We start from the raw sequence: 22,312 nt of genomic DNA, 5'->3' as shown, positions 1-22,312 counted from the left end.
GGCCCGGCCTGGGTCGTTTGATGGGAAGGGCTGCCATGCACCGACGACATCTCACCGCCATCGGCGCCGCGCTGGCCATCACGGGCCTGCCGGCGCTGGCGCAAGCCTGGCCTGCACTGGCTCCGGACGGCATCGTGCTGTTTCGCCATGCGGACGCGCCGGGCACCGGCGACCCGTCGCAGTTCCGGCTCGGCGACTGCGGCACGCAACGCAACCTCAGCGCGCGCGGCCGCGCCCAGGCGCAGGAACTCGGTGCCCGTTTTCGCGCCCGTGGCATCGCCGTGGGCCAGGTGCTGAGCAGCCAGTGGTGCCGCACGCGCGACACGGCCGAACTCGCCTTCCCAGGCCGCGTGCAGGAGGCGCCAGCTTTCAACTCCTTCTTCAACGAGGATGCGGCCCAGTCCGAGCGCCAGACCGCGGCCGCACGCGCCGTGCTGGCGGCCTGGCGCGGCCCGGGTGTGCTGGTGGTGGTCACGCACCAGGTCAACATCACGGCGCTGACCGGGATCTTCCCGGCCTCGGGCGAAGGCATCGTGGTGCGGGCTGCGCCCGGGGGCGGGCTTGTGGTTGTGGGGCGGCTGCCGCCTTGAACGCGACGGGCTGCCGCTCGCCCAGTTCGCCGTGCAGCGGTTCAGTCATCCCACGTACGGATCCGCTGCTGACAGTCTGCGCTCGGCAGCCGCGCTCCGTGGGCCAGCATGGCCTGCAATCCCTCGCTGGCCCGCGCAGGGCTGACGACGGCGTGGGCGACAAGCTGATCCAGGAGCCACAGGGTGCCAAACACCTGCAGGCCATCCCGCATGGCCTGCTTGCGCAGGCGCCCATCACCGGTCAACAAGGGTCTACCTGTGTCCTGTGCCAGCAAATAGCAGGACACGTCCGCCAGCGAGCTGTTGTTGTGTTGTGCCATCAAACCGAACAGGCGCTGCACGGCTGGACCATCCATCGTTTCCACCAGCAAGCCATGGCCAATCAGCACCTCGTGCTCGATGTCGTGCAGTTCCTGCAGCACGAAGTCGGTGCTGCACAAGCGAAACGGCAACTGGAACAGCTGCTCCAGCAAACCCGCGTGGCGAAAGTCGATCCAGATGTTGGTGTCGCTGACGTAGACGCGGCCCATGCCTGCTGTGCCCTATGCGTGCAATGACGGTTCCAGCTGGTCGATGCGCCGTTGCAGGAACTCCGCCGCCCGCGATGGACTGAACAGATCCTCAGCCAACCCCCAAAACACCAAGGACTCAAAGCGGCGCGGCTGCTCGGCGAGCAGAGGCTCGGGCTCTGACGTGCGCCAGCCTTCGCGGCCGAACTGGATGCAACTCGCCGTGTAGGTCTGCTCGCCAACCAGATCGAGGTCCTTGAGCCGGCGCAGCGCGAGTTGCATCGAGATGCCGTAGCGCCGCTTGGCGTTGAGCAGCTCGACCGGATGAACGCGCGAGCGGCGGTGGGTGCCGAAGTCGCGCAGAACCTGTTCCTCTGGATAGAGGAAGGCGCCGGCAAAGCGGTGGCAGCACGATTCCCGGGTCCTCTCGGGCATGTCTTGCGGTAGCGCCATGATCCAATGTCCGAGTTCGTGTGCCGCCGTGAAGCGCATGCGTTCGCCGGGCCGCGTTGCGTTCAAGGCGATCAGCACATGCTGGCCGTCCTGCGTGGCTGCACAGGCGCCGTCGAAATCGGTGGGGCCGTCGAGCAATGCCACCTTGATGCCGTGCTCTTCGAGCAACTGGGTCAGATTGGCGATGGCATCACCGCCAATGGCCCATTGCTCACGCAACTGCTGCGCGGCAGTCTCGGCTTCTGCGACGCTGGCCACAGGGATGGACTGTGCAGGGGCGGGCCGCGCCTGCAGGTCGGCGGCATCGAAGCAGCGTTCCAATGCGATGTAGCGCTCCAAGTGATCGCGCATCTGCTCCTCGACCTGCTCCTGCCGGTACTTCGGCATCTTGGCTAGCTTGCGGAACTCGAGCGGCGCCAACGCCACCGTGTCGGAGCGGAAGAAGTACTCGGGTTTGACGCCCAGCGCCTGGGCGAGTTGCAGCACGCGGGTCGAGTTGGGAACGGATTCGCCTTTCTCGAACTTGTTCAGCGCCTGCTTGCTGATGTCGCCCAGCCGCTGAGCGAGCGCTTCCAGACTGAGCCCCCGCAAGACGCGGGCGCGTCGCATGCGGTCATGGATCATGGTGGCCTCCGGTTGACGAATTCTAGTTATTCTGAGAGTTTGTCAACCAGAGTTTGTTCCGGAGGATTATTTCCCGCTGAACCGCGCCTGGCGCCGCTCCACGAAGGCGCGCACGCCCTCGGCCGCATCGGCGCTGTTGGCCAGGCGTTTCTGGACTTCGATGAACTCGCCCACGGCCGCCGCCACGCCCTCTTCCACGGTCTTGCGCACCGACAGCCGCGTGGCCACCACCGCGAGCGGCGCCTGCGCCGCGATGGCCTCGGCGACGCGCAGCGCTTCCTCGAGCTGCTGGCCTGCCGGCACCACCTTCTGCACGAAGTTCAGCCGCAGCGCTTCGGCCGCATCGAACACGTCGGCCGTCAGCAGGTGCAGCAGCGCATTGCCGCTGCCGGCGCGTTCGGCCATGCGCAGCGTGGCGCCGCCCGTGGCCATGATGCCGCGCTGCACCTCCAGCTGCGAGAAGCGGCAGTCGTTCGCCGCGACCACGATGTCGGCCGCCAGCATGAGCTCGATGCCCAGCGTGTAGGTGATGCCCTGCACCGCCACCACCATGGGCTTGGTGCGGCGGCGGTACTGCGGCATGCCCAGATCGGTCGGGTCCACCAGGCCGTCGGGAATGGCCTTCTCGCCGCGCTGCATCAGCGGCGCGAAGCTGGGCAGGTCCAGTCCGGCCGTGAAGTGGTCGCCCAGCGCGTGCAGCACGCCCACGCGCAGCGCCGGGTCGTCGTCCAGCCGCGTGTAGGCCAGTGCCAGCTGGTGCTGCATGGCCGGCGTGAAGCCGTTGCGCTTGGCCGGGCGGTCGATGCCGATCAGCAGGATGTGGCCGCGCTGCTCGGTCACGATGCGGCCTTCGGCCGGGGTGCTTGTCTCCGTCATGGGGGTCCTCCTAGGGTCCCCCATTCTGGGCCGCCAGGGCCTCAATACGTGTAAACGCCGCGACCCGTCTTGCGGCCCAGGCGGCCGGCGGCCACCATTTCCTTGAGCAGCGGGCAGGGGCGGTACTTGCTGTCGCCGTACTCTTCCAGGTAGACGTTCATGACGGCCAAACACACGTCCAGGCCGATCATGTCGGCCAGCGCCAGCGGGCCGATGGGCTGGTTGCAGCCCAGCTTCATGCCGGCGTCGATGTCCTCGGCCGTGGCCAGGCCCTCGGCCAGCACGAAGAAGGCCTCGTTGATCATGGGCACCAGGATGCGGTTGACAACGAAGCCCGGCGCGTTCTTCACGGTGATGGGCGACTTGCCCAGCGCCAGCGCCAGCGCGTGCACGGCGGCATGGGTCTCGTCGCTGGTCTGCAGGCCGCGGATGATCTCCACCAGCGCCATCATGGGCACGGGGTTGAAGAAGTGCATGCCGATGAACTTCTCGGGCCGGCTGGTGGCGGCCGCCATCTTGGTGATGCTGATCGACGAGGTGTTCGATGCGATCAGCGTCTCGGGCGGCAACACGGCTTCGGCCTGCTTCAGGATCTTGAGCTTGAGCTCGTAGTTCTCGGTGGCGGCCTCGATCACGAGCTGCGCGGCAGCCAGGTCGGCGTAGTCGGTGCTGGTCTTGATGCGGGCCAGCGCGGCGCTCTTGTCGGCCTCGGTGGCCTTGTCCTTCTTGATGAGCCGGTCCAGGCTGCCGGCCACGGTGGCCAGACCCTTTTGCACGGCGGCGTCGGAGATGTCGACCATGACGACGTCGATGCCGCTGGTCGCGCAGGCCTGGGCGATGCCGTTGCCCATGGTGCCGGCGCCGATGATGCCGACGGTGCGGATGGGGGTGCTCATTGAAAACTCCTGGGAAGGGGAAAGAGGGGCGGGGCTGCGGTATCGTGGCCGCGTCGAAGGCAGGCCGGACCTGCTGCGCGCAGCATCATAAATGTTCGATTTTCTGGTCGTGGGGGGTGGTGCCACGGGTTACGGCCTGGCCTTGCAACTGGCCGCGGACGCGGCCGTGCAGGTCGCGCTCGTCGAGGCCGGCCCGGCGTGGTCACGGCGCCGGCCGCGCCCCGCCTGGCGCTGGAGCACCGTGGCGCAGCCCGGGCTCAACGGGCGGGCCGTCGCGCTGACGGCCGGCAAGGGCCTGGGCGGCGCGGCCGCCTGGGGCGAGCGTGCCGCCCCGCCCCCCACGCCCGCCAACCTCACGGTCTTCACCGACGCGCTGGCCGTGCGCGTGCTGCTGCAGGGCCGGCACGCCACGGGCGTGGAATTCCATCAGGCCGGCCTCGTGCAGCAGCTGCCGGCCGGCCGCGCTGTCGTGCTGTGTGCCGGTTCGCTGCAGTCGCCGCCGCTGCTGCTGCGCTCGGGCATCGGGCCGCATGCCGAACTGGTGGCCGCCAACGTGGCCACGCGGCACGACCTGCCCGGCGTCGGCCGGGGCCTGCTGGTGCCCGTGCAGGTGCCGCTGCCACTGCGGCGCGGGGCGCTCGCGGCGCTGGCCTCGCGCCGGCCGGCCGACGCCATCGAACTGGTGCTCGCGCAGCCCGCCAGCCGCGGCCGGCTGCGCCTGGAGGACAAGGACCCGGACCAGCCGCCGCGGCTGGACCCGGACCTGCTCAGCGAGCGCGAGGATCTGGAAGCGCTGATGCAGCAGGCCCGCCAGGCGCTGGACGCCCTGTCTGCGCAGGGCCGGCGCGCGGCGCGCCCATGGGATGGACGCCCGTCCGATCTGGCGCTCGAGCGCCTGCTGCGCGAAGAGGCCGAGCCCGGCCCAGGCGTGGCCGGCGGCTGTCGCCAGGGCGTGGACCCGCTGGCCGTGGTCGACGCGCAACTGGCCGTGCGGGGCATCGTGGGCCTGCACGTGGCCGACGCCTCGGTGCTCGCGCAGCTGCCGACCGATGGCCAGGCCGTGGCCGCGCTCGGCGCGCAGCTGGTGCAGCGGCTATTGCGCGGCGGATGAAACGCCGGCCTTCTGTCCTGCCAGCGAATCGATGATGGGGCAGTCCGGCCGGTCGTCGCCATGGCAGCAGTGCACGAGGTGCTGCAGCGTGGACTTCATGGCCTGCAGCTCGGCCAGCTTGGCGTCGAGCTCGGCCAGGTGTGCCTGGGCCAGGGCCTTGACCTGGCGGCTCGGGCGCTTGCGGTCCCACCACAGGCCCAGCAGTTCGCGGATCTGCTCGATCGAGAAGCCCAGGTCGCGCGACTGGCGGATGAAGCGCAGCGTGCCGATCTCCTTGTCGCCGTAGAGCCGGTAGCCGGCCTCGCTGCGCGTGGCCTCGGGGAACAGGCCCACGCTCTCGTAGTGGCGGATCATCTTGGCCGATACGCCCGTGGCCTTGGCGGCTTCGCCGATGTTCATCATGGGGCAGTCCTTTCCTCGACGCTGCGCCAGCGGCGCAACAGCAATGCGTTGCCGACCACGCTGACGCTGGACAGCGCCATCGCGCCGCCCGCGATCACGGGGTTCAGCAGGCCCAGCGCGGCCAGCGGGATGCCCAGCGCGTTGTAACCGAAGGCCCACCACAGGTTCTGGCGGATCTTGGCGCTGGTGCGGCGCGACAGGTCCAGCGCGTCGGCCACCAGCCGCAGGTCGCCGCGCATGAGCGTGATGTCGGCCGTCTCCGTCGCCACGTCGGCGCCGCCGGCCATCGCGAAACCGCAGGAGGCCGCGGCCAGCGCGGGCCCGTCGTTGAGCCCGTCGCCGACGAAGGCCACGACCTGGCCGGCATCGCGCTCGCGCTGCACCACCTGGGCCTTGTGTTCGGGCAGCATCTCGGCCTGCACGCGCGTGATGCCCAGCGCCTGGCCCACGGCCTGGGCCGCGCCGCGGTTGTCGCCGGTCAGCATCAGGGTCTGGATGCCGAGCGCGTTGAGCCGGGCGATGGCGGCCGCCGCCGAGGGCTTGACGCTGTCGCCGAAGGCCAGCAGGCCCAGCACGCGGTCGCTGGCCAGCAGCCAGGAGACGGTGCGGCCGGACTGCTCCAGCTGCTGCGCCTCGTTCGCCAGCGCGCCGGCATCCAGGCCGCGTTCGCGCAGCAGCCGGGTGCTGCCGAGGGCCAGCACCCGGCCCTCCACCGTGCCCTGCACGCCACGGCCCGGCAGCGCTTGCGCGTCCTGCACGGCGGGCACGGCCAGGCCCTGGGCGCGCTCGCGCACGGCCAGCGCGAGCGGGTGGCTGCTGCTGGCCTGCAGCGCCGCGGCCTGCCGCAGCACCGCATCGGCGTCCTCACTGGCGGCGGGCCGCACGGCGACGACGGAAGGCTTGCCCTCGGTCAGCGTGCCGGTCTTGTCGAAGGCCACCAGCGTGACGGCATGCGCGGTCTCCAGCGCCTGCGCGTCCTTGATCAGGATGCCGTGGCGCGCGGCCACGCCCGTGCCGGCCATGATGGCCGTGGGCGTGGCCAGGCCCAGCGCGCAGGGACAGGCGATCACGAGCACGGCCACGGCGTTCACCAGGGCCTGCTCCCAGTCGCCGCTGTAGACGACCCAACCGGCCAGCGTGGCCAGCGCGATCAGCAGCACCACGGGCACGAACACGGCGCTCACGCGGTCCACCAGGCGCTGGATCGGCGCCTTGGCGGCCTGGGCCGACTCCACCATGCGGATGATGCGTGACAGCTGGGTCTCGGCGCCCACGGCCAGCGTGCGCACCTCGATCGCCCCTTCGGCGTTGATGGCGCCGCCCGTCACGCGTTCGCCCGGGCCCTTGGCCACGGGCAGGCTTTCGCCGGTCAGCAGCGATTCGTCCACATGGGTCTGGCCCTGCACGATCTCGCCGTCCACGGCGATGCGGTCGCCCGGGCGCACGAGCACGAGGTCGCCGACCACGAGCTGCTCGACCGCGATCTCCTGCTCCACGCCGCCGCGGCGCACGCGCGCCCTGGTGGGCCGCAGCGCGTGGAGCGCGCGGATCGCGTCCAGCGTCTGGCGCTTGGCGCGCTGCTCCAGCCACTTGCCCAGCAGCACCAGCGTGATGACGGCGGCCGAGGCCTCGAAGTACAGGTGCGGCTCTCCGCCGTGCCCGGCATGGCCGGCCGACTGCCAGAGCAGGTACAAGGACAGCCCGTAGGCCGCCGAGGTGCCGAGCGCGACCAGCAGGTCCATGTTGCCGCTGCGCGCGCGCAGCGCGGCCCAGCCGGCGCGGTAGAAGCGCGCGCCCAGCCAGAACTGCACGGGCGTGGCCAGCAGCAGCTGCACCCAGCCCGGTGGCATCCAGTGCCAGCCGAAGGGCTGGCCCAGCATGGGCGCGACCATGGGCAGCGTGAGCGCGGCCGCCACGGCCACGGGCCACCAGGGCGCGCCGGCCGGCGCCGCGGCTGCGGCGCCCGCGTCGCTCAGCACATGGGCCGGGTAGCCGGCTGCGGCCGTGGCGGCGAGCAAGGCCTGCGGCTCCACGGTCGACAAAGCCTGCACCGTGGCCTGCTCGCTGGCCAGGTTGACCGAGGCCTGCAGCACGCCGGGCACGCGGCGCAGGGCCTTCTCGACGCGGCCCACGCACGAGGCGCAGGTCATGCCCTCGATCTGCAGCCGGTGTTCGGTGGTGGCCACGCCGTAGCCGGCCTGGCGCACCGCCCCGACGAGCGCCTCGAGCGGCTGCACGTCCGTGCCGGCCCGCACCGTGGCCTGCTCGGTCGCCAGGTTGACGTCTGCGCGGGCCACGCCGGGCACGGCGCGCAGGACCTTCTCGACGCGGCCCACGCAGGACGCGCAGCTCATGCCTTCGATCTGCAGGCGCAATGTGGAATCGCTGGGGGAGGGTGAGGACATGGCGGCATTGTCTGGCTTGCCATCATGGGAAGGTCAAGCGGTGGCGGTGCCGATCCCCTTTCGGGAAAATGGGCATTTCTGTGGCGGCGTTGACCTTTCCATCATGGCAAGGATGACACTGGCATCCAGCGTTTTCAAGGAGTACCCATGCTGACATTCGACGTCCAAGACATGAGCTGCGGCCACTGCGTGGCCAGCATCACCAAGGCCGTGCAGGCGGCCGACCCGCAGGCCCGCGTGGAGGTCGACCTTGCGCGCCACCGCGTGCAGGTGCAGCCGGTGCAGGCCGACGCGGCGGCCGTGCAGCAGGCCATCGCCGCGGCCGGCTACACGCCGCAGCCGGTGGCCGGCTGAAGCGGGCTCACTCAGGCCATTGCTGCGCGGCCGCGAGGCCGGCACCGATGGCCTGCTGGCGGACCTTGCCGGCGATCTCGGGCGCCGCCGCATGCAGCCTGCGGTGCCAGTTGCCGGCCTCGGCGATGTTGTTCTCCGCGAGGTAGCTGATCGCGATCAGCGCGAGCACCGGCGGCAGCGCCGGTTGGCGCGCGACCACGGCTTGCGCGTGCTCGCGCGCCTTGGCCGGCATGCGCGCCTGCAGGTAGCTCTGGGCCAGGTAGAAGCGCCCGTCCATGGCTTCGGGCGCCAGCACCACGGCCTTCTCCAGCGCCTCGATCGCGCGGCCCAGGTTGCGCGCGCGCATCTGGGCCTGGCCCAGGTTGATCCAGCCATTGGCCAACTGCGGGTCCAGGCGCACGGCGGTTTCCAGGGCCTGGATGGCCTCGGGCAAGCGGTCCAGGCGGAACAGGGCGTATCCCTTGGTGCTCCAGGCCTGCGCCTGCGTGGGATGGGCCGCGAGTGCGCGCTCGAAGTAGGGCAGCGCTTCGGCCAGCTTGTTCTGGGCGGCCAGCAGCTTGCCCACGGCGTCGTCCAGGCGCGGGCTGGGCGGGCTCATCGTCTCGGCGCGGCGCAGCAGGGCCTGCGCGGCCGGCACGTCGTTCAGCTTGAGCAGGCTTTCTGCCCAGGTGACCAGGTCGTCCGCGTTGGGCGTGGCGATCTCTGCCAGCCGCGCGTAGGCCGCTGCCGCGGCGCGGAAGTCGCGCGTGTTGAAGGTCTGTCCCGCCAGCAGGCGCTGCGCCTGCGCGTTCGCGGGCCGGATGCGCAGGGCGGCCTGCACGTCGGCCAGGGCCTTGTCGGTCCGGCCCGCGTCCGCATGCACAGCCGCGCGGTTGGTGAGGACGCCATCGTCGTTGGGGGCCAGCGCCAGTGCGCGCGTGTACGCATCTTCGGCCTCGGCAAGCCGCCGCAGTTGGCGCATCGCCGTGCCCAGGCCGTTCCACAGCCCGACATGGCGCTCGTCCAGTGCCAGGCCTTTGCGGAAGGCGGCTTCGGCTTGCACGGGGCGCTCGGCGCGCACCTCCACCCAGCCCGTTGCCGCCAGTGCCTCCACCTGGCCGAGGTGGGCGCGTCGCCCCATGGTCGCTACCAGGGTCTTGGCGTCGGCTGCGCCCAAGCGTTCGACGGCAGCGTAGGCGCGCCGGGCCTCGTCTGCGCTGCCGAGCTGTTCCTCCAGCTGCCCGAGGCGCCACCACAGGGCGAGGTTGCCCGGCCATTTGCGCACGGCCGTGCGCATCTCGGAACGCGCGGCGTCGGCCTGGCCGGCGTTGGCGAGCATGTTCGCGCGCTGGAGGTGCGGGTTGGCATTGCTGGCATCGCGCAGCGCCGATTCGCGCAGCGCCTCCTCCGCTTCCGCGTTGCGGCGCTCGCCGATCAAGGCCTCGGCCAGCACGGTCCAGGCGTGGTCGAAGTCGGCGTCCAGTGCGAGGGCGCGTCGCGCCGTGGCCTGGGCTTCGGCATACCGGGCCTGCCCGTTCTTGGCCCGGGCCAGGTAGACCAGGGCCGTGGCCGAGGTCGGCTGGGCCTGGACCCACAACTGCGCGAGCTGGTGCAGCTCTTCCCACGCGCTGCGGTTGTACATGTCGGAGGCTTCGGCCTTCCAGCGCCGCTCGGCCGGCGGGGGCGGCTCGGCGGGCGGCCGGGGTTCGCCGTCGGCGAGCAGCGCGGCCAGTGCTTGCGCCGGAAGCACCAGGTTCAGGCTCTGCCCGGTCCCCAGGATGGCGGTGGTCAGGCCCAGCAGCCGGCCCTGGCCGTCGAACAGTCCGCCGCCGCTGGAACCTGGCGAGACCGGCGCGGTGACCGCCAGCCGCCCATGGGGCTGCCCGGCCTGGATGCTGGAGAGCAGGCCGCTGCTGACGGCCAGTCCGAAGCCCAGGGGGTTGCCGACCGCGTAGACGGGCTCACCGATCGACAAGGCATCGCTGGGCCGCAAGGCCACGGGCGTTGCGGCCAGGCCTGGCGCGGCCAGCAGGCACAGATCGATTCCGGCCAGCTGACGCGTCCATTGCGCGGCGCGCTCGCCGCCGGCACCGCTCAACCGCAGCGAGGCCGCGCCGCGCACCACATGGCAGTTCGTGGCGACCAGCCCCGGAGCCACCACCACGCCGCTGCCCTGTCCATCGACCTGGCCGGCTGCGTTGAGCGCCAGCACCGTCACGACCGACGGACCGACGCGGGCGAACACCTGCTGCGCGTCGCCTGCCGCGTCGTTCGCGTGCGCGGCAGCCAGGGCGAACAGCAATGCGCCGGCCAGCTGCCAGCGGGCGTGCAGCCGGCGCATCACCGGAGCTCCTCGAAAGGCAGCACATGGTTGCGGTAGGCCAGGTCGGCCCGGGCAGGGTCGAGTTCGCGCAAGCCGCGCACGGCTTGCGCAGCGGCCGCACGCTGCCCCAGGTTCTGGCGGACCAACACCAGGGAGGCCCAGAGCGTCGCGTTGCGCGGTTCGAGCTGCAGCGCACGCTCGAGGGCGGGCAGGGCCTGGGCATGGCGGTCGAGCCGGATCAGCGTCTGGCCCAGCAACATCCATTGCGCGGCCGCGCCGGGCTGCTCCGCCACCAGCTGCTGGGCGATGCCCAGCGCTTCCTCGGCGCGGCCGCCCAGGCGCAACGCGTCGCCCAGCATCAGCCGCCAGCGCAAGCTGTCTGGTGCGCGCTGCACGGCGTCGCGCAACGTGGCGATGGCTTCGGGGTAGCGCTCCTGGCCGGCCAATGCCCTGCCCAGTTCGGCCAACGCCCAGGCCTTGTCTTGCGGCGCGGCGCGCTCCACGCTGTTGTGCAGCGCCTGCACTGCAGCCTGCGGCCTGTCCAGCTGCGCCGCCACCACACCGCGCAGGTACCAGCCTTCGGCACTGTCGGCGTAGGCGGGCGGCAGGTTCTGCAGTTCGGCATGCGCCCGCGCGACATCCTGCGCACGCAGCAGTGCCCCGATGAGTTGCTGGCGGGGCCAGATCTCGCCCGGATACAGGCCCGACAGGCGCGAGAAGATCGCAACCGCTGCGGCGTGGTCGTCCCGGGCCTGGGCCAGCGCGGCCAGGCCGCTGTAGGCGGACACCAGCCAGGGGTTCTCGGCCAGCGCGCGGCGGTAGGCCGCCTCGGCCCCGTCGAGGTCGCGGCCGGCGTGCAAGGTGCGTGCGAGCAGCCAGTGGGTGCGGGCCTCGCCAGCGTGTTCGGCGACGAGCTGGCGCGCCAGCGTGGTGGCCTCGGCGAGCAGGCTCTGCTGCAGCAAGGCCTGGCCCAGATCCAGGCCGGCTTCCACGTCCTGCGGCAGCGCCTCGCGCAAGGCGCGCCAGGCTTGCAGTTCGGCCGTGGACTGGTTCAGCGCCCGCGCGGCTTCGGCGGCGAAGCGCAGCGCATCGGGCTGGCCGGGTTGCGTGGCCAGCCACTGCGACGCGAGTGCTGCCAGGGCGGGCCACTGTTCCTGCCGGGCGAGCGCATGGCCGCGGTCCAGTTCCGCCAGCCGCGCGGCGTCGGCTGCGGCGCGGGCGGCCATGTCGGCGAGCCAGGCCACCGGCGCGCCGAAGTTGACGTTCTGGCCGTCGCGCCGGCGGTAGTCCAGGATCGCGATCAGCCGCCCTCGGTCGTCCAGCAGCGCGCCCCCTTCCGATCCCGGAGAGATGGGTGCGGTGAACTGGATCAGTGGCTCGCCGCCTTCGCGCCGCAGCCCCGCCACCACGCCTTCGGAGATGCCGATGCCCAGGCCCAGTGCATTGGAGACGGCGAACACGCGTTGCCCGACCTGCGGACTGGCGGTTTCCTGTACCAGCGCATGCCCTGCGAGGGTGGTCTGCAGCTCGCACAGGTTGCGCCGCCGGTCGCGCGTGCCGAGCTGTGCCGGCACGGAGTCCGGGCCGGCACGCAGCCGCAGCGCCATGCCGACCTGCAGCCCTTCGCAGGCCGTGACGAGACGGTTCTCGCCGATCCAGGTCGCACTGCGTTCGCCGACGCGCTGCCCGTCCGCATCGACGATCTCCAATGCGGCCACCGACGCCGCGGCGCGCGCATAGACCTCCTGGGCCGACATGGCAACGGCATGGGCTGCGGCAGTCAGCAGCACAAACCCCGACAACAGATGACAGGCGGCCTTGCGGTGTATTCGTTCTTGCATGCCTGCATGCTATCGGGCGCCGGGGTGGTGGCCGTCGCATTCTTCGTGCATGTTGCGGATGCCCACCGCAGATGGCGCGGCAGCGTGCGCTGCGGCAGCCGCGCACCAGCAATGCGCTGCGCTCAAGGAGTTATGCGGCCGCCGGGAAGCGGTCCAGCCTTCAGGCCTTGAAGCGCTTGCGTGTGAGGGCCAGCGCGACCCAGAACGCGCCGACGGCATAGGCCAGGACCACCAGGCCATGGCGCAGCGCGTGTTCGGGCCAGCGGTCCATGAACAGCGGCCGCACGAGCTCCACGGCATTGGTCAGCGGCAGCCAGTCGGAGACGATGCGCACCGCAGCGGGCAACTGGTCGCGTGGAAAGAACACGCCCGACAGGAACATCATGGGCGTGAGCACCAGCGTGAAGTAGTAGGTGAAGAAGTCGTAGCCCTTGGCCAGCGCGTTGAAGATCAGTGCGATGGCGCTGAACATGATGCCGGCCACCAGCAGCACGGGCAGGGCCACGAGCAGTTTGGGGCTGTGGCTGATGCCGAGGGCCAGCATCACGCACAGAATGGCCGTGACCGTGAAGATGGACTTGAACGCGGCCCAGAGCAGCTCGGCCAGCACCAGGTTGTCCAGGTTCACGGGCGCGTTCATGATGCCCTCCCAGGTCTTTTGCACGTGCATGCGCGAGAAGGCCGAATACAGCGCCTCGAACGAGGCCGCGTTCATCGCGCTCATGCAGATCGAGCCCGAGGCCAGGAACAGGATGTAGGGCACCTGCTGGTCGCCCATGCGGACCTGGCCGACCAGCGCGCCCATGCCGTAGCCGAAGGCCACCAGCCACATCAGCGGCTCGGCGATGTTGCCGACCAGGCTGGGGATGGCCAGCTTGCGCCAGACCAGCAGGTTGCGCAGGAACACGGGCCACCAGCGGCCGGAGATCTGTGGCGTGCGCCAGATGCTTGGGTTGTCCATCACGCGTCGCCTCCGTACGGTTGTGTTGGTGCAATGTCCATGTGGTCGGCGACCGTGACGCGTTCGCTGGGTCGATCCCCGCAGGCGGGGCCCCTCGCCTGCGCGCTCACGCGTCGTCCCTGATTTGTCGTCCGGTCAACTTGAGGAACAGATCCTCCAGATTCGCCGGCCGGTGCAGCGTGCGCAGCTGGCCATGGCCGCCCAGCGCGTCCAGCAGTGGCTTGGCCTCGCGCGTGTAGAAGAACACGGTCTCGCCGCTGACCTCCACGCGTGCGGCCAACGCGCGCAGGGGCGCGTGTTCCTCGGCCTGCGCGAGCGCGAGCGCGCCGTTGCCGTAGACCTCCACCACGTCGGGCTCCAGGTGCTCGGCGATCAGTGCGCGTGGCTGGCCTTCGGCGATCTTTCTGCCGTGGTCGAGCACGAGCAGGCGCGAGCACAGGCGCTCGGCCTCGTCCATGAAGTGGGTGGTCAGCAGGATGGACTTGCCCTGCTGCAACAGCAGCTGCAGCCGCTCCCACATCAGATGGCGCGCCTGCGGGTCCAGGCCCGTCGTGGGTTCGTCGAGCAGCAGCAGGCGCGGGTCGTTGACCAGCGCGCGTGCCAGGCTCAGCCGGCGCCGCATGCCGCCCGAGAGTTCGGCGGGCTTGGCGTGGGCCTTGCTGGTCAGCGCCGCGAACTCCAGCAGCTTCAGGATGCGCGCGGCGATGGCGTCGCGCCGCATGCCGAAGTAGCGGCCGTAGACCATGAGGTTCTCCCTGCAGTCGAAGTCCGGGTCCAGCGTGTCGAACTGCGCGACCACGCCCAGCTGGGCCTTGATGGCCAGCGCATCGGCCGGCATGGCCAGCGGCCGGCCGGCGCCGTGGTAGCGGATGCTGCCGGCATCGGGCGCGGTCTGGCCCAGGCACATGCGGATCGTGGTGGTCTTGCCGGCGCCGTTCGGGCCGATCACGCCCAGGCATTCGCCCGGCGCGATCGCGAACGACAGGTCGTCGACCACGGTGTTGTCTCCATAGCGCTTGGTCAGCGCCTGGGCCTCGAACAGGGGGGAGGTCATGCGGGCATTGTGGAACAGCCGGACGACCTGCCTTCTCTTGCGCGCTAGCGCGTGAAGCTGCCCGCCTGCACCAGATCCTTGGGTGCCGACGAGCGGCCCACGTAGACCGTGTACTGGCCGGCCGGCACGGTCCAGCTGCGGCTGGCCTGGTTCCACACGCTCAAGGGATGGTTGCTGGCGTTCGGGTCGACCGTGATCGTGACTTCCTGGCTGGCGGCCGGTGCGAGCTGCACCTTCTGGAAACCGACCAGCCGCTTGGGCGGTTGCGGTGCACCGACGCTGCTGGCCGAGGCCGGCAGCGCCAGGTAGACCTGCACGACCTCGGCGCCCGCCGTGGCGCCGATGTTGCTCACGCGCGCCTTGACCTGGTAGCCGCCGCCGGCGGTGGTCACGCTGGCGTTGGCGACGCCAAAGCGCGTGTACGACAGGCCATGGCCGAACGGGAAGGCCACGCAGGGGTTGGTGCCGGCGACCACGGCGCACTGGCCGCTGACGTTGGCGTCGTACCAGCGGTAGCCCATGTGCAGTTGCTCGGAGTAGGTGACGGTCTGCGTCTTGCCGTCTGCGCTGACCTCGCCGGGGAACTGCGCCGCCGTCACATGGTCCAGGAAGCCGCGGCCGGCGTACGGGAAGGTCACCGGCAGCTTGCCCGAGGGGTTCTTCTTGCCGAACAGCAGGTCGGCGACGATGTTGCCGTCCTCCTGGCCCGGGAACCACACCTCCAGGATTGCCGGGCCGCCGGTGCCGACGAGGGCCGGGTCCATGGCCACGCCCGCGTTGTCCTTGAGCACCAGCGCGGTTTTTTGCACCATGGATTTGCCGGTGGTCGATGTGGCGCCCATGACGGCCTTGATCATCGCCACCGTGTTGCTGTTCTTCACGCCGTTGGTGCCGCTGGCCGTGGCGGGGGAGGTCAGCGAAACCGGCGCATACCAGTCCAGGCTGCTGCCGTCGGCCGCGCTGGCGCCCGGTGCCAGCGGTATCGCCAGCGAGGACAGCGAGCTGCCGTCCGCCGTGGTGGCGCGGTCGGCTCCTTCTTCAGAGATCGTGCCGGCCATGAGTACGACGGCGTCTGCGGCCGCTGCGGTAGCCAAGGCCTGGGCGAAGCTCACGGCGACGCCATCGATGGTGGCGCTCGCGTTGGCATCGTCCACCAGGATCAACTGCACCACGGCGCCCGTGTTGCCCAGGCCCTTCAACGCCTCCTTGATGCCCTCGACAGGCGCCACCGTGTAGGTGGGCACCACGTCCGAGCTGCCGCCGCCGGCGCCCATGGGTTGCCCGACCATGGCGCCGCCCGCCACGGCCTGCTGCGCGTAGACCTGCGTGGCCTTGCCGACCACGACCAGCTTGGCCACGTCGGCAGCGATCGGCAGTGCGCCGTTGTTCTGCAGCAGCACGGCCGAGTCGGTGCCGATGGCGCGCGCGCGTTGGCCGTGGCCGGCGAAATCGATTGCCGTCTGTTTGAGCGGGCGGTCGAAGATGCCCCACTTGAAGCTCTGTGTGTAGCGCCGTTCCAGCGCCTTGTCGATCATCGCGACCGTGATGCTGCCTTCAGCCAGGGCCTTGGTGAGGTTGGCCTTGCTCCAGAACTGCGGGATCGGCATCTCGTGGTCCAAACCATTGCGCAGGGTGCTGGCGGTGCTCTTGATCGAGAAGAAGTCGGATTGAACGTAGCCCGTGAAGCCCCAGTCGTCGCGCAGCACCTTGTTCAACAGCTCGTCGTTCTCGCAGGAGTGCACGCCGTTCACGTAGTTGTAGGCGCACATGACGGACGCGGCCTTGCCGTCCCTGACCGTCATCTCGAAGGGCAGCATGTAGATCTCGCGGAGCACCTGCGGATCGACGTTGGTCTGGATCTTCTGGCGGTTGGTTTCCTGCTCATTGGCCAGGTAGTGCTTGGGCATGCCGATCAAGCCTTTGCTCTGCACAGCCTTGACCTCGGCCACGCCCATGACGCCCGTGAGGTAAGGGTCTTCGCCGAAGTACTCGAAGTTGCGTCCCAGCACGGGCAGGCGCGCCATGTTCACACCGGGCGCTTCGAAGACGTGCAGCGCCAGGTTGTTCATCTCGTCGCCGATGACCTCGCCATAAGCCGTCGCGACGGCCGGGTCGAACGACGCCGCAGCGCCCAATGCCGAAGGCAATGCGGTGGCCTTGGCCGAACTCGGGTGCGTGTAGGCCGCCGTGAAGGACTTGGTGCCGGCCTTGACCTGGTCGTACACACTGGTGGACACGCAGTCGTTCTGGCCCAGGCCGACCGGGCCGTTGGTGATGCGGAAGGTCGGGATGTCCAGTTCCTTGATGCCGCTCACGTGGCGGGCACCGTAGCACTCGGGCAACTCGGGCAGCACTTCGGGCATGGCGCCGGTCAGCTGCTGCATCTTCTGGTCCAGCGTCATCGCGGCCAGCAGCAGCCTGGCACGCTCGTTCGCCACCGCCTCTTTGGCTGCGTCGGTGCCGGCGGCGGCCTGGCGGGCCACGATGGATGGGCGCATCCAGGCATTGCCGGTTTCAGGCGGCGCGTCGTCGTCACCGCCACAAGCGGCGATGCCGGCGGCAAGCACCACGCCGACGGCCATGGCGACAGCGCTCTTGCGCAGGGGGGACGGCAGTGTCATGGGTATCTCCTCGTTGTTGAAAAGGGGGAAGCGGGCCCGTCTCAAGCCGAGCGCCTGGAAACGATCGAAAAGCCCACGTCCAGCGTCGGTGCGGGCGTGCCGGCGATCCGCCCGACCACGCGCAGCGCCGCCTCACGGCCAATGCGCGCACCGTCCACACGCACGCTGGACAGCGCCGGCTCGGCGTCGGCGGCGAAGGGCTGGTCGCCAAAGCCGACCACACCGATGCGGCCCGGCACGGCAATGCCCTGGTGCGCGGCCTCGGTCAGTACGCCCAGCGCCAGCATGTCGGAGCTGCAGAACACGCCGTCCACCGCGGCGTGCTGCGCCAGCAGCCCGCGCAGCGCCTGCCGGCCGCTGCCCAGCGTGCTGGGCACCGTGACCTCGATCTGTGCGGGCGCCGGCAGGCCGAGTGCCTCGGCCGTGGCGACGAAGGTCTGGGTGCGGCGGGCAGCGCGGGCGTCCGCGCCGCTGACCACGGCCAGGTGGTGGCGCCCGCGCGCTGCGAGAAAGCGGCAGACCGCTGCGCCCACGTCCGCATGCGAGAAGCCGACCAGCATGTCGATGGGCGTGGGCGTCAGATCCCAGGTTTCGACCACGGGCACGCCGCAGCCGGCCAACTGCTCGCGCGTCCGGGGGCTGTGGTCCACGCCCACCAGCACGATGCCATCGGGCCGGCGGCCGACGATGGCCTGCAACAGCGCGTCTTCGCCGGCCGCGCCATAGCCGCTCTGGCCCAGCATCAGCTGGTAGCCGGCGCCACCCAGCGTGGTCGTCAGCGCCTGCACCGTCTCGCCGAACACCGTGCTGTCCAGCGCCGGCACGATGGCGGCCACCAGCCGGCTGCGGCGCGAGCGCAGACCGCAGGCCAGCAGGTTGGGCACGTAGTGCGTGGCCTCGACGGCGGCCTGCACGCGCTGGCGCGTCGCGGCCGGTACGCGCTGCGGCTGGTTCAGTGCGCGCGACACCGTCATGGCCGAGACGCCCGCCACGCGCGCCACGTCCAGCACGGTGGTCGCGCGCTGGCGTCCCGGTTCGGCAATGCCGGAAATTAACCGGTTAACTTCCTGTTTCAGCGGAATGCTGGCGTGGGGCGTCAATGGAACCTCGGAACAAGACAAGGGTCTCCGGCAACGAGAAGTTAACCGGTTAACTTGCGCCGATGGTGATCGATAACATTTGCAGGGTCAAGCGCAGCGACCCTGGGAATTACCCGGGGGAAGAGCGCGCCGTGGATTCGCGCACCACGAGCCGACAGGTCAGCACGTGGGCGTGCTGGTCCGGCGGTCGGGGGGCGCCCTGGACGAGTTCGGCCAGGCGCTGCATGGCGGTCTCGCCCACGGCTTCGCTGGCCATGTCCACGCTGGTCAGCGCCGGGCTGCCCAGGCGGCCGTAGTCGATGTTGTCGAAGCCGGCCACGGCCACCTGCTCGGGCACGCGCACGCCCAGCGCCCGGGCTTCGGCGAGCAGGCCCAGGGCCAGCAGGTCGTTGAAGGCGACCACGGCATCGGGCCGCTCGCCCGACAGCAGTACCAGCGAGGCCAGGCGCTCGCCCTCGGCCGCGACCGGTGCCGTGGCCTCGTGCGCGATGAAGTGCGCGTCCTCGCCCGCAAAGGCGTCCTGCACGCCTTGCCAGCGCTCGGCGCTCCAGGGCGCCGTCGGAAAGCCGAGGTAGCCGATGCGCCGGTGGCCGCGGTCGCGCAGATGCCTGCCCAGCATGCGGCCGGCCAGCCGGTTGTCGCAGCACACGCTGTGGTAGGCCGGGTGCGGCGGCGGCCCGCCGTAGAACACCACGGGCGTGCCGCTGTCGTACAGCGCCTGCAGCACGGGCTCGGGCAGGCGCGCGCTGACGATTAGCCCGTCGACCCGACGCGCCAGCGCGCGCAGCACGGCGAGCTCGGGGGCCTTGCTCTCGGCCGCGTCGGCCACGATCAGGTTCAGGCCGGCGGCGGCCGCGCCGCGCGCCGCGCCCTTGACCATGCTCGTGAAGTGCGGGTTGCGGATGTCCAGGATGACGATGCCGATGTTGCCGGTCTGGCCCGTCGTGATGCTGCGCGCCATGGGGTTCAGCGACCAGCCCAGCTCCTGCACGGCGCGCGTGACGCGCGCCTCCACGTCGGCCGAGAAGCGCTGGCTGCCGTTGACGAATTTGGAGACCGTGGCGGTCGAGACCGCGGCGGCCTTGGCCACATCGCGGATCGTGGCGGAACGCTTGCGTTCGACGGGCATGCGCTTCAGAGCCGCGTGATCGGCGCCCGCGCCGCGGCCGGCGCGTGCGCGACGTCGGCCCAGCGGAGCAATGGGTTGGCGCTTCGGTCGTTCATGCGGCGCTCAGACGGGGACCACCGCGGGCGAGGCATCCGGCAGGCGGCCGGCACGCTTCACCAATGCGTTGTCGAAGGTGGCAAAACCATCGCATCCCGCAGACAGCGCATGGTGCAGTGCGTCGGCGAAGTCCCATCCCTGCGCCAGATGGGCCGTCGCTGCGAGCACGGCATCGCGTTCGCCGATGACGGCGTTCTCCAGCGAGGCGATCATCGTCAGGGCCGCCGCGATGACGTCCCGGGCGAAGCCATAGCGTGAGCGCAGCACCCATTCCAGCTCGAGCACCACCGTCACCGGTACGAACACCTGCTGCGCGCGCAGCAGCGCCTGGGCGCGCGCGGCTTGCGCAGGGTCGTCCCGGACGAATGCGCGCACCAGCACGTTCGTGTCGACTGCACGCATGGCTCAGTCTTCGTAGCCGGTGACGCGCATCTTGTCGATGGGGACACGGGGACCGTCGTAGCGCAGGATGGCCTGCACGTCCTCCAGCGTGGCGGCGGCCTTTGCCGGCGCTGGCGTGAGACGTGCGGCCTTGCCCTCCACTTCGATGTTCACGCGCATACCGGGCTTGAGCCCCAATGCCTTGCGCACCGATACCGGCAAGACCACCTGCCCCTTGGTAGAGATGAGGACTGCTGCCACGCTGCACTCCCAAGAGTTTTACGAGGTGGGTATTTTAAGGCGGTTGGGACGGGTCACCGCAGTCGGGCCAACAGCGCCTGCGCCGCGGCCGGCGCGCGCTCCTTGGCGCCGTTGATGAAGAACACGAAGACCTCGCGGGCCTGGCCGCTGTCCTGGGCCGGTTCCACGAGCGGCGCGCCGGCCGGCGTCGCGCCCCGCGCCCAGTCGCGCGCCACGTCGGCCCAGCGGTCCAGCGTCTCGGCTTCGTAGCCGGTCGGGCACTCGGCCTGGCTGCGCATGAGCCGCGCATAGACGAAGTCGCCCGTCACGTCGGCAAAGCTGGGGTACTTGTCGGAGTCCGCGAACACGGTCGCGCAGCCGTAGCGCCGCGCCAGCGCGAGGTAGGCCGGGACCATGAAGCTGGGATGCCGCACGTCCAGCACATGGCGCAGCGCGCGGCCGTCCACGGCCTTGGGCAGCAGTGCGAGGAAGGCCTCGAAATCCTGCGCATCGAAGGGCTTGGTCGGCGCGAACTGCCAGACGATGGGGCCGAGCTTGTTGCCGAGTTCGGACAGACCGCTCTCGACGAAGCGCGTGATGGACTCGCCCGCGTCGGCCAGCACGCGCCGGTTGGTCGCGAAGCGGTTGGCCTTGAGCGAGAACACGAAGTCCTCGGGCGTCTCGTCGTGCCAGCGCGCGAAGCTCTTGGGCGTCATCGTGCTGTAGTAGGTGCCGTTGATCTCGATGGCCGTCACGGCGCGGCTCGCGAAGTGCAACTCCTGGCTGTGCGGCAGCCCGGCCGGGAAGAAGTTGTTGCGCCAGGGTTCGAAGGTCCAGCCACCGATGCCGACACGGATGCTCATGGGGGTCTCCTGCTGCGAAGCCCCGCAGCATAGCGGCGCGGGCGGCTAGGCGGTGTGCGGATGCCGCGCCGCCTCGACCAGCTGCTGCGCGAGCGCGCGGTGGCGCGCCAGCAGCGGTGCCAGTTCGCAGTCCACCAGGTGCCCGCCCTGCACGCGCACGCGGCCGTTGATGACCGACAGCGCGGCGTTGGCCGGCTGGCAGAACACCAGCGCCGCCACCGAATCGTGGCCGGCGCCGGCATGGCCCACGCCGCGCAGGTCGAAGGCCACGAGGTCGGCCGACATGCCGGGCGCCAGCGCGCCGATGTCGTCGCGGCCCAGCACCTGGGCGCCGCCACGCGTGGCGATCTCCAGCGCCTCGCGCGCCGTCATCGCGGCCGGGCCGAAGCCCACGCGCGCCAGCAGCAACGCCTGGCGCGCCTCGCCCAGCAGGTGGGCGCCGTCGTTGCTGGCGCTGCCGTCCACGCCCAGGCCCACCGGCACGCCGGCGCGGCGCATGGCGCCCACGGGCGCGATGCCCGAGGCCAGCCGCATGTTGCTGCAGGGGCAGTGCGCCACGCCGGTGCCGGTGCGGCCGAACAGCCGGATGCCGGCTTCGTCCAGCTTGACACAGTGCGCATGCCAGACGTCGCGGCCGACCCAGCCGAGGTCCTCGGCGTACTCGGCCGGCGTCATGCCGAACTTCTCGCGCGAGTAGGCGATGTCGTTGTCGTTCTCGGCCAGGTGGGTGTGCAGCGAGACGCCGGTGGCGCGCGCGAGTTCGGCCGAGGCGCGCATGAGGTCGCGCGAAACCGAGAACGGCGAGCAGGGCGCCAGCACGATGCGCAGCATGGCGTGGCGCGCCGGGTCGTGCCAGCGCTCGATCAGGCGCTGGCTGTCGGCCAGGATCGCGTCCTCGCGCTCGACCACCTCGTCGGGCGGCAGCCCGCCGGCACTGCGGCCCACGCTCATGCTGCCGCGCGCGGCGTGAAAGCGCATGCCCATGGCCGCGGCGGCCTCGATCGCATCCTCGAGCCGGCTGCCGTTGGGATACAGGTACAGGTGGTCGCTGGTGGTGGTGCAGCCCGACAGCAGCAGCTCGGCCATCGCCGTCTTGGCCGACACGTGGACCATCTCGGGCGTGAGCCGGGCCCACAGCGGGTACAGGCTGCCGAGCCAGCCGAACAGCTCGGCGTCCTGCGCCTCGGGCACCGCGCGCGTGAGGCTCTGGTACATGTGGTGGTGGGTGTTGACCAGCCCCGGCATCAGCACATGGCCGTGCAGGTCGATGGCCTCGGCGCGGCCCGCGGCCAGCGCCTGGGCATAGGGCGCCGGCAGCGCGTCGCTGGGGCCGACCCAGGCAATCGCCGGGCCCTGCACCACGACGGCGCCGTCCGCGATCTCGCGGCGCGCATCGTCCATGGTCACCAGCACGTCGGCATGGCGCAGGATCAGGAGGGGGGCTTCATTGGGCATGGGTTTGGAGCAGCGCACGGCCGCGGCGGGTTGAAGCGGCAGGATAGCA

At 70.8% G+C, this 22,312-nt stretch carries 20 protein-coding genes; 3 read left to right on the top strand and 17 right to left on the bottom strand.

Annotation, left to right across the window (positions count from 1 at the left end):
• The first annotated feature begins 35 nt into the window (after positions 1 to 35).
• Positions 36 to 590, top strand: a complete 555-nt coding sequence (locus IE209_RS29915; protein ID WP_189690540.1) for a histidine phosphatase family protein — start codon at positions 36 to 38, stop codon at positions 588 to 590.
• 41 nt (positions 591 to 631) lie between these two features.
• Here IE209_RS29915 and IE209_RS29910 read toward each other — a convergent pair whose 3' ends face one another.
• The 4 genes from IE209_RS29910 to IE209_RS29895 all read right to left on the bottom strand — a co-directional run bounded on the left by IE209_RS29910 (position 632) and on the right by IE209_RS29895 (position 3,948).
• On the bottom strand, positions 632 to 1,120 hold the full coding sequence (locus IE209_RS29910) for a PIN domain-containing protein (RefSeq protein ID WP_189690539.1): 489 nt from the start codon (positions 1,118 to 1,120) through the stop codon (positions 632 to 634).
• A 12-nt stretch (positions 1,121 to 1,132) separates the two neighbouring features.
• A complete protein-coding gene (locus tag IE209_RS29905) occupies positions 1,133 to 2,176 on the bottom strand; it encodes a helix-turn-helix domain-containing protein (RefSeq protein WP_189690538.1) in 1,044 nt (347 codons plus the stop codon).
• A gap of 66 nt (positions 2,177 to 2,242) precedes the next feature.
• Positions 2,243 to 3,052 carry a crotonase/enoyl-CoA hydratase family protein gene (locus IE209_RS29900; RefSeq protein WP_189690537.1) on the bottom strand — a complete coding sequence of 270 codons (810 nt, stop codon included), beginning with the start codon at positions 3,050 to 3,052 and terminating at the stop codon, positions 2,243 to 2,245.
• Between the two features lie 41 nt (positions 3,053 to 3,093).
• On the bottom strand, positions 3,094 to 3,948 hold the full coding sequence (locus IE209_RS29895) for a 3-hydroxybutyryl-CoA dehydrogenase (RefSeq protein WP_189690536.1): 855 nt from the start codon (positions 3,946 to 3,948) through the stop codon (positions 3,094 to 3,096).
• A gap of 91 nt (positions 3,949 to 4,039) precedes the next feature.
• On the opposite strand from IE209_RS29895, the gene IE209_RS29890 reads away from it, so the two are divergent.
• Positions 4,040 to 5,059: a GMC oxidoreductase gene (locus tag IE209_RS29890; RefSeq protein WP_189690535.1), complete on the top strand. Its 1,020-nt coding sequence runs from the start codon at positions 4,040 to 4,042 to the stop codon at positions 5,057 to 5,059.
• Here IE209_RS29890 and cueR read toward each other — a convergent pair.
• Both cueR and IE209_RS29880 read right to left on the bottom strand, forming a co-directional pair.
• Positions 5,042 to 5,458, bottom strand: coding sequence for a Cu(I)-responsive transcriptional regulator (gene cueR, locus IE209_RS29885; protein WP_189690557.1), 417 nt, complete (start codon positions 5,456 to 5,458; stop codon positions 5,042 to 5,044). The two genes, IE209_RS29890 and cueR, sit on opposite strands and share 18 nt — an antisense overlap.
• Positions 5,458 to 7,866 (bottom strand): heavy metal translocating P-type ATPase, encoded by a 2,409-nt coding sequence (locus IE209_RS29880; RefSeq protein WP_189690534.1) that lies wholly within the window; start codon positions 7,864 to 7,866, stop codon positions 5,458 to 5,460. Before IE209_RS29880 ends, cueR begins: the two co-directional genes overlap by 1 nt.
• A 147-nt stretch (positions 7,867 to 8,013) precedes the next feature.
• Between IE209_RS29880 and IE209_RS29875 the strand changes: the two genes are divergently transcribed.
• Positions 8,014 to 8,220: a heavy-metal-associated domain-containing protein gene (locus IE209_RS29875; protein WP_189690533.1), complete on the top strand. Its 207-nt coding sequence runs from the start codon at positions 8,014 to 8,016 to the stop codon at positions 8,218 to 8,220.
• A 7-nt stretch (positions 8,221 to 8,227) separates the two neighbouring features.
• Here IE209_RS29875 and IE209_RS29870 read toward each other — a convergent pair whose 3' ends face one another.
• The 11 genes from IE209_RS29870 to IE209_RS29820 form a co-directional block, all read right to left on the bottom strand.
• Positions 8,228 to 10,540 carry a serine protease gene (locus IE209_RS29870; RefSeq protein ID WP_189690532.1) on the bottom strand — a complete coding sequence of 771 codons (2,313 nt, stop codon included), beginning with the start codon at positions 10,538 to 10,540 and terminating at the stop codon, positions 8,228 to 8,230.
• On the bottom strand, positions 10,540 to 12,279 hold the full coding sequence (locus IE209_RS29865) for a serine protease (RefSeq protein ID WP_189690531.1): 1,740 nt from the start codon (positions 12,277 to 12,279) through the stop codon (positions 10,540 to 10,542). The genes IE209_RS29870 and IE209_RS29865 overlap by 1 nt, the downstream gene beginning before the upstream one ends.
• Positions 12,280 to 12,523: 244 nt before the next feature.
• On the bottom strand, positions 12,524 to 13,324 hold the full coding sequence (locus IE209_RS29860) for an ABC transporter permease (RefSeq protein WP_189690530.1): 801 nt from the start codon (positions 13,322 to 13,324) through the stop codon (positions 12,524 to 12,526).
• Positions 13,325 to 13,430: 106 nt separating this feature from the next.
• On the bottom strand, positions 13,431 to 14,378 hold the full coding sequence (locus tag IE209_RS29855) for an ATP-binding cassette domain-containing protein (protein WP_189690529.1): 948 nt from the start codon (positions 14,376 to 14,378) through the stop codon (positions 13,431 to 13,433).
• Positions 14,379 to 14,422: 44 nt separating this feature from the next.
• Positions 14,423 to 16,999 (bottom strand): beta-glucosidase family protein, encoded by a 2,577-nt coding sequence (locus IE209_RS29850; RefSeq protein ID WP_189690528.1) that lies wholly within the window; start codon positions 16,997 to 16,999, stop codon positions 14,423 to 14,425.
• A gap of 41 nt (positions 17,000 to 17,040) precedes the next feature.
• Entirely contained in the window at positions 17,041 to 18,099 is a 1,059-nt protein-coding gene (locus IE209_RS29845; RefSeq protein WP_229883132.1) for a LacI family DNA-binding transcriptional regulator, read from the bottom strand.
• A 109-nt stretch (positions 18,100 to 18,208) separates the two neighbouring features.
• Positions 18,209 to 19,228 (bottom strand): LacI family DNA-binding transcriptional regulator, encoded by a 1,020-nt coding sequence (locus tag IE209_RS29840; protein ID WP_189690527.1) that lies wholly within the window; start codon positions 19,226 to 19,228, stop codon positions 18,209 to 18,211.
• Between the two features lie 102 nt (positions 19,229 to 19,330).
• Positions 19,331 to 19,726: a type II toxin-antitoxin system VapC family toxin gene (locus tag IE209_RS29835; protein WP_189690526.1), complete on the bottom strand. Its 396-nt coding sequence runs from the start codon at positions 19,724 to 19,726 to the stop codon at positions 19,331 to 19,333.
• 3 nt (positions 19,727 to 19,729) lie between these two features.
• Positions 19,730 to 19,966: an AbrB/MazE/SpoVT family DNA-binding domain-containing protein gene (locus IE209_RS29830; protein WP_229883131.1), complete on the bottom strand. Its 237-nt coding sequence runs from the start codon at positions 19,964 to 19,966 to the stop codon at positions 19,730 to 19,732.
• Positions 19,967 to 20,019: 53 nt separating this feature from the next.
• Positions 20,020 to 20,808, bottom strand: a complete 789-nt coding sequence (locus tag IE209_RS29825; protein ID WP_189690525.1) for a DUF72 domain-containing protein — start codon at positions 20,806 to 20,808, stop codon at positions 20,020 to 20,022.
• A gap of 45 nt (positions 20,809 to 20,853) precedes the next feature.
• Positions 20,854 to 22,263, bottom strand: a complete 1,410-nt coding sequence (locus tag IE209_RS29820; protein ID WP_189690524.1) for an 8-oxoguanine deaminase — start codon at positions 22,261 to 22,263, stop codon at positions 20,854 to 20,856.
• Positions 22,264 to 22,312 lie beyond the last annotated feature (49 nt).

Source organism: Pseudorhodoferax aquiterrae, assembly GCF_014652235.1.
Taxonomy (GTDB): Bacteria; Pseudomonadota; Gammaproteobacteria; order Burkholderiales; family Burkholderiaceae_C; genus Pseudorhodoferax; species Pseudorhodoferax aquiterrae.
Note: the sequence above shows the minus strand (reverse complement) of the source record. Positions and strands in the feature narration are given on the sequence as shown.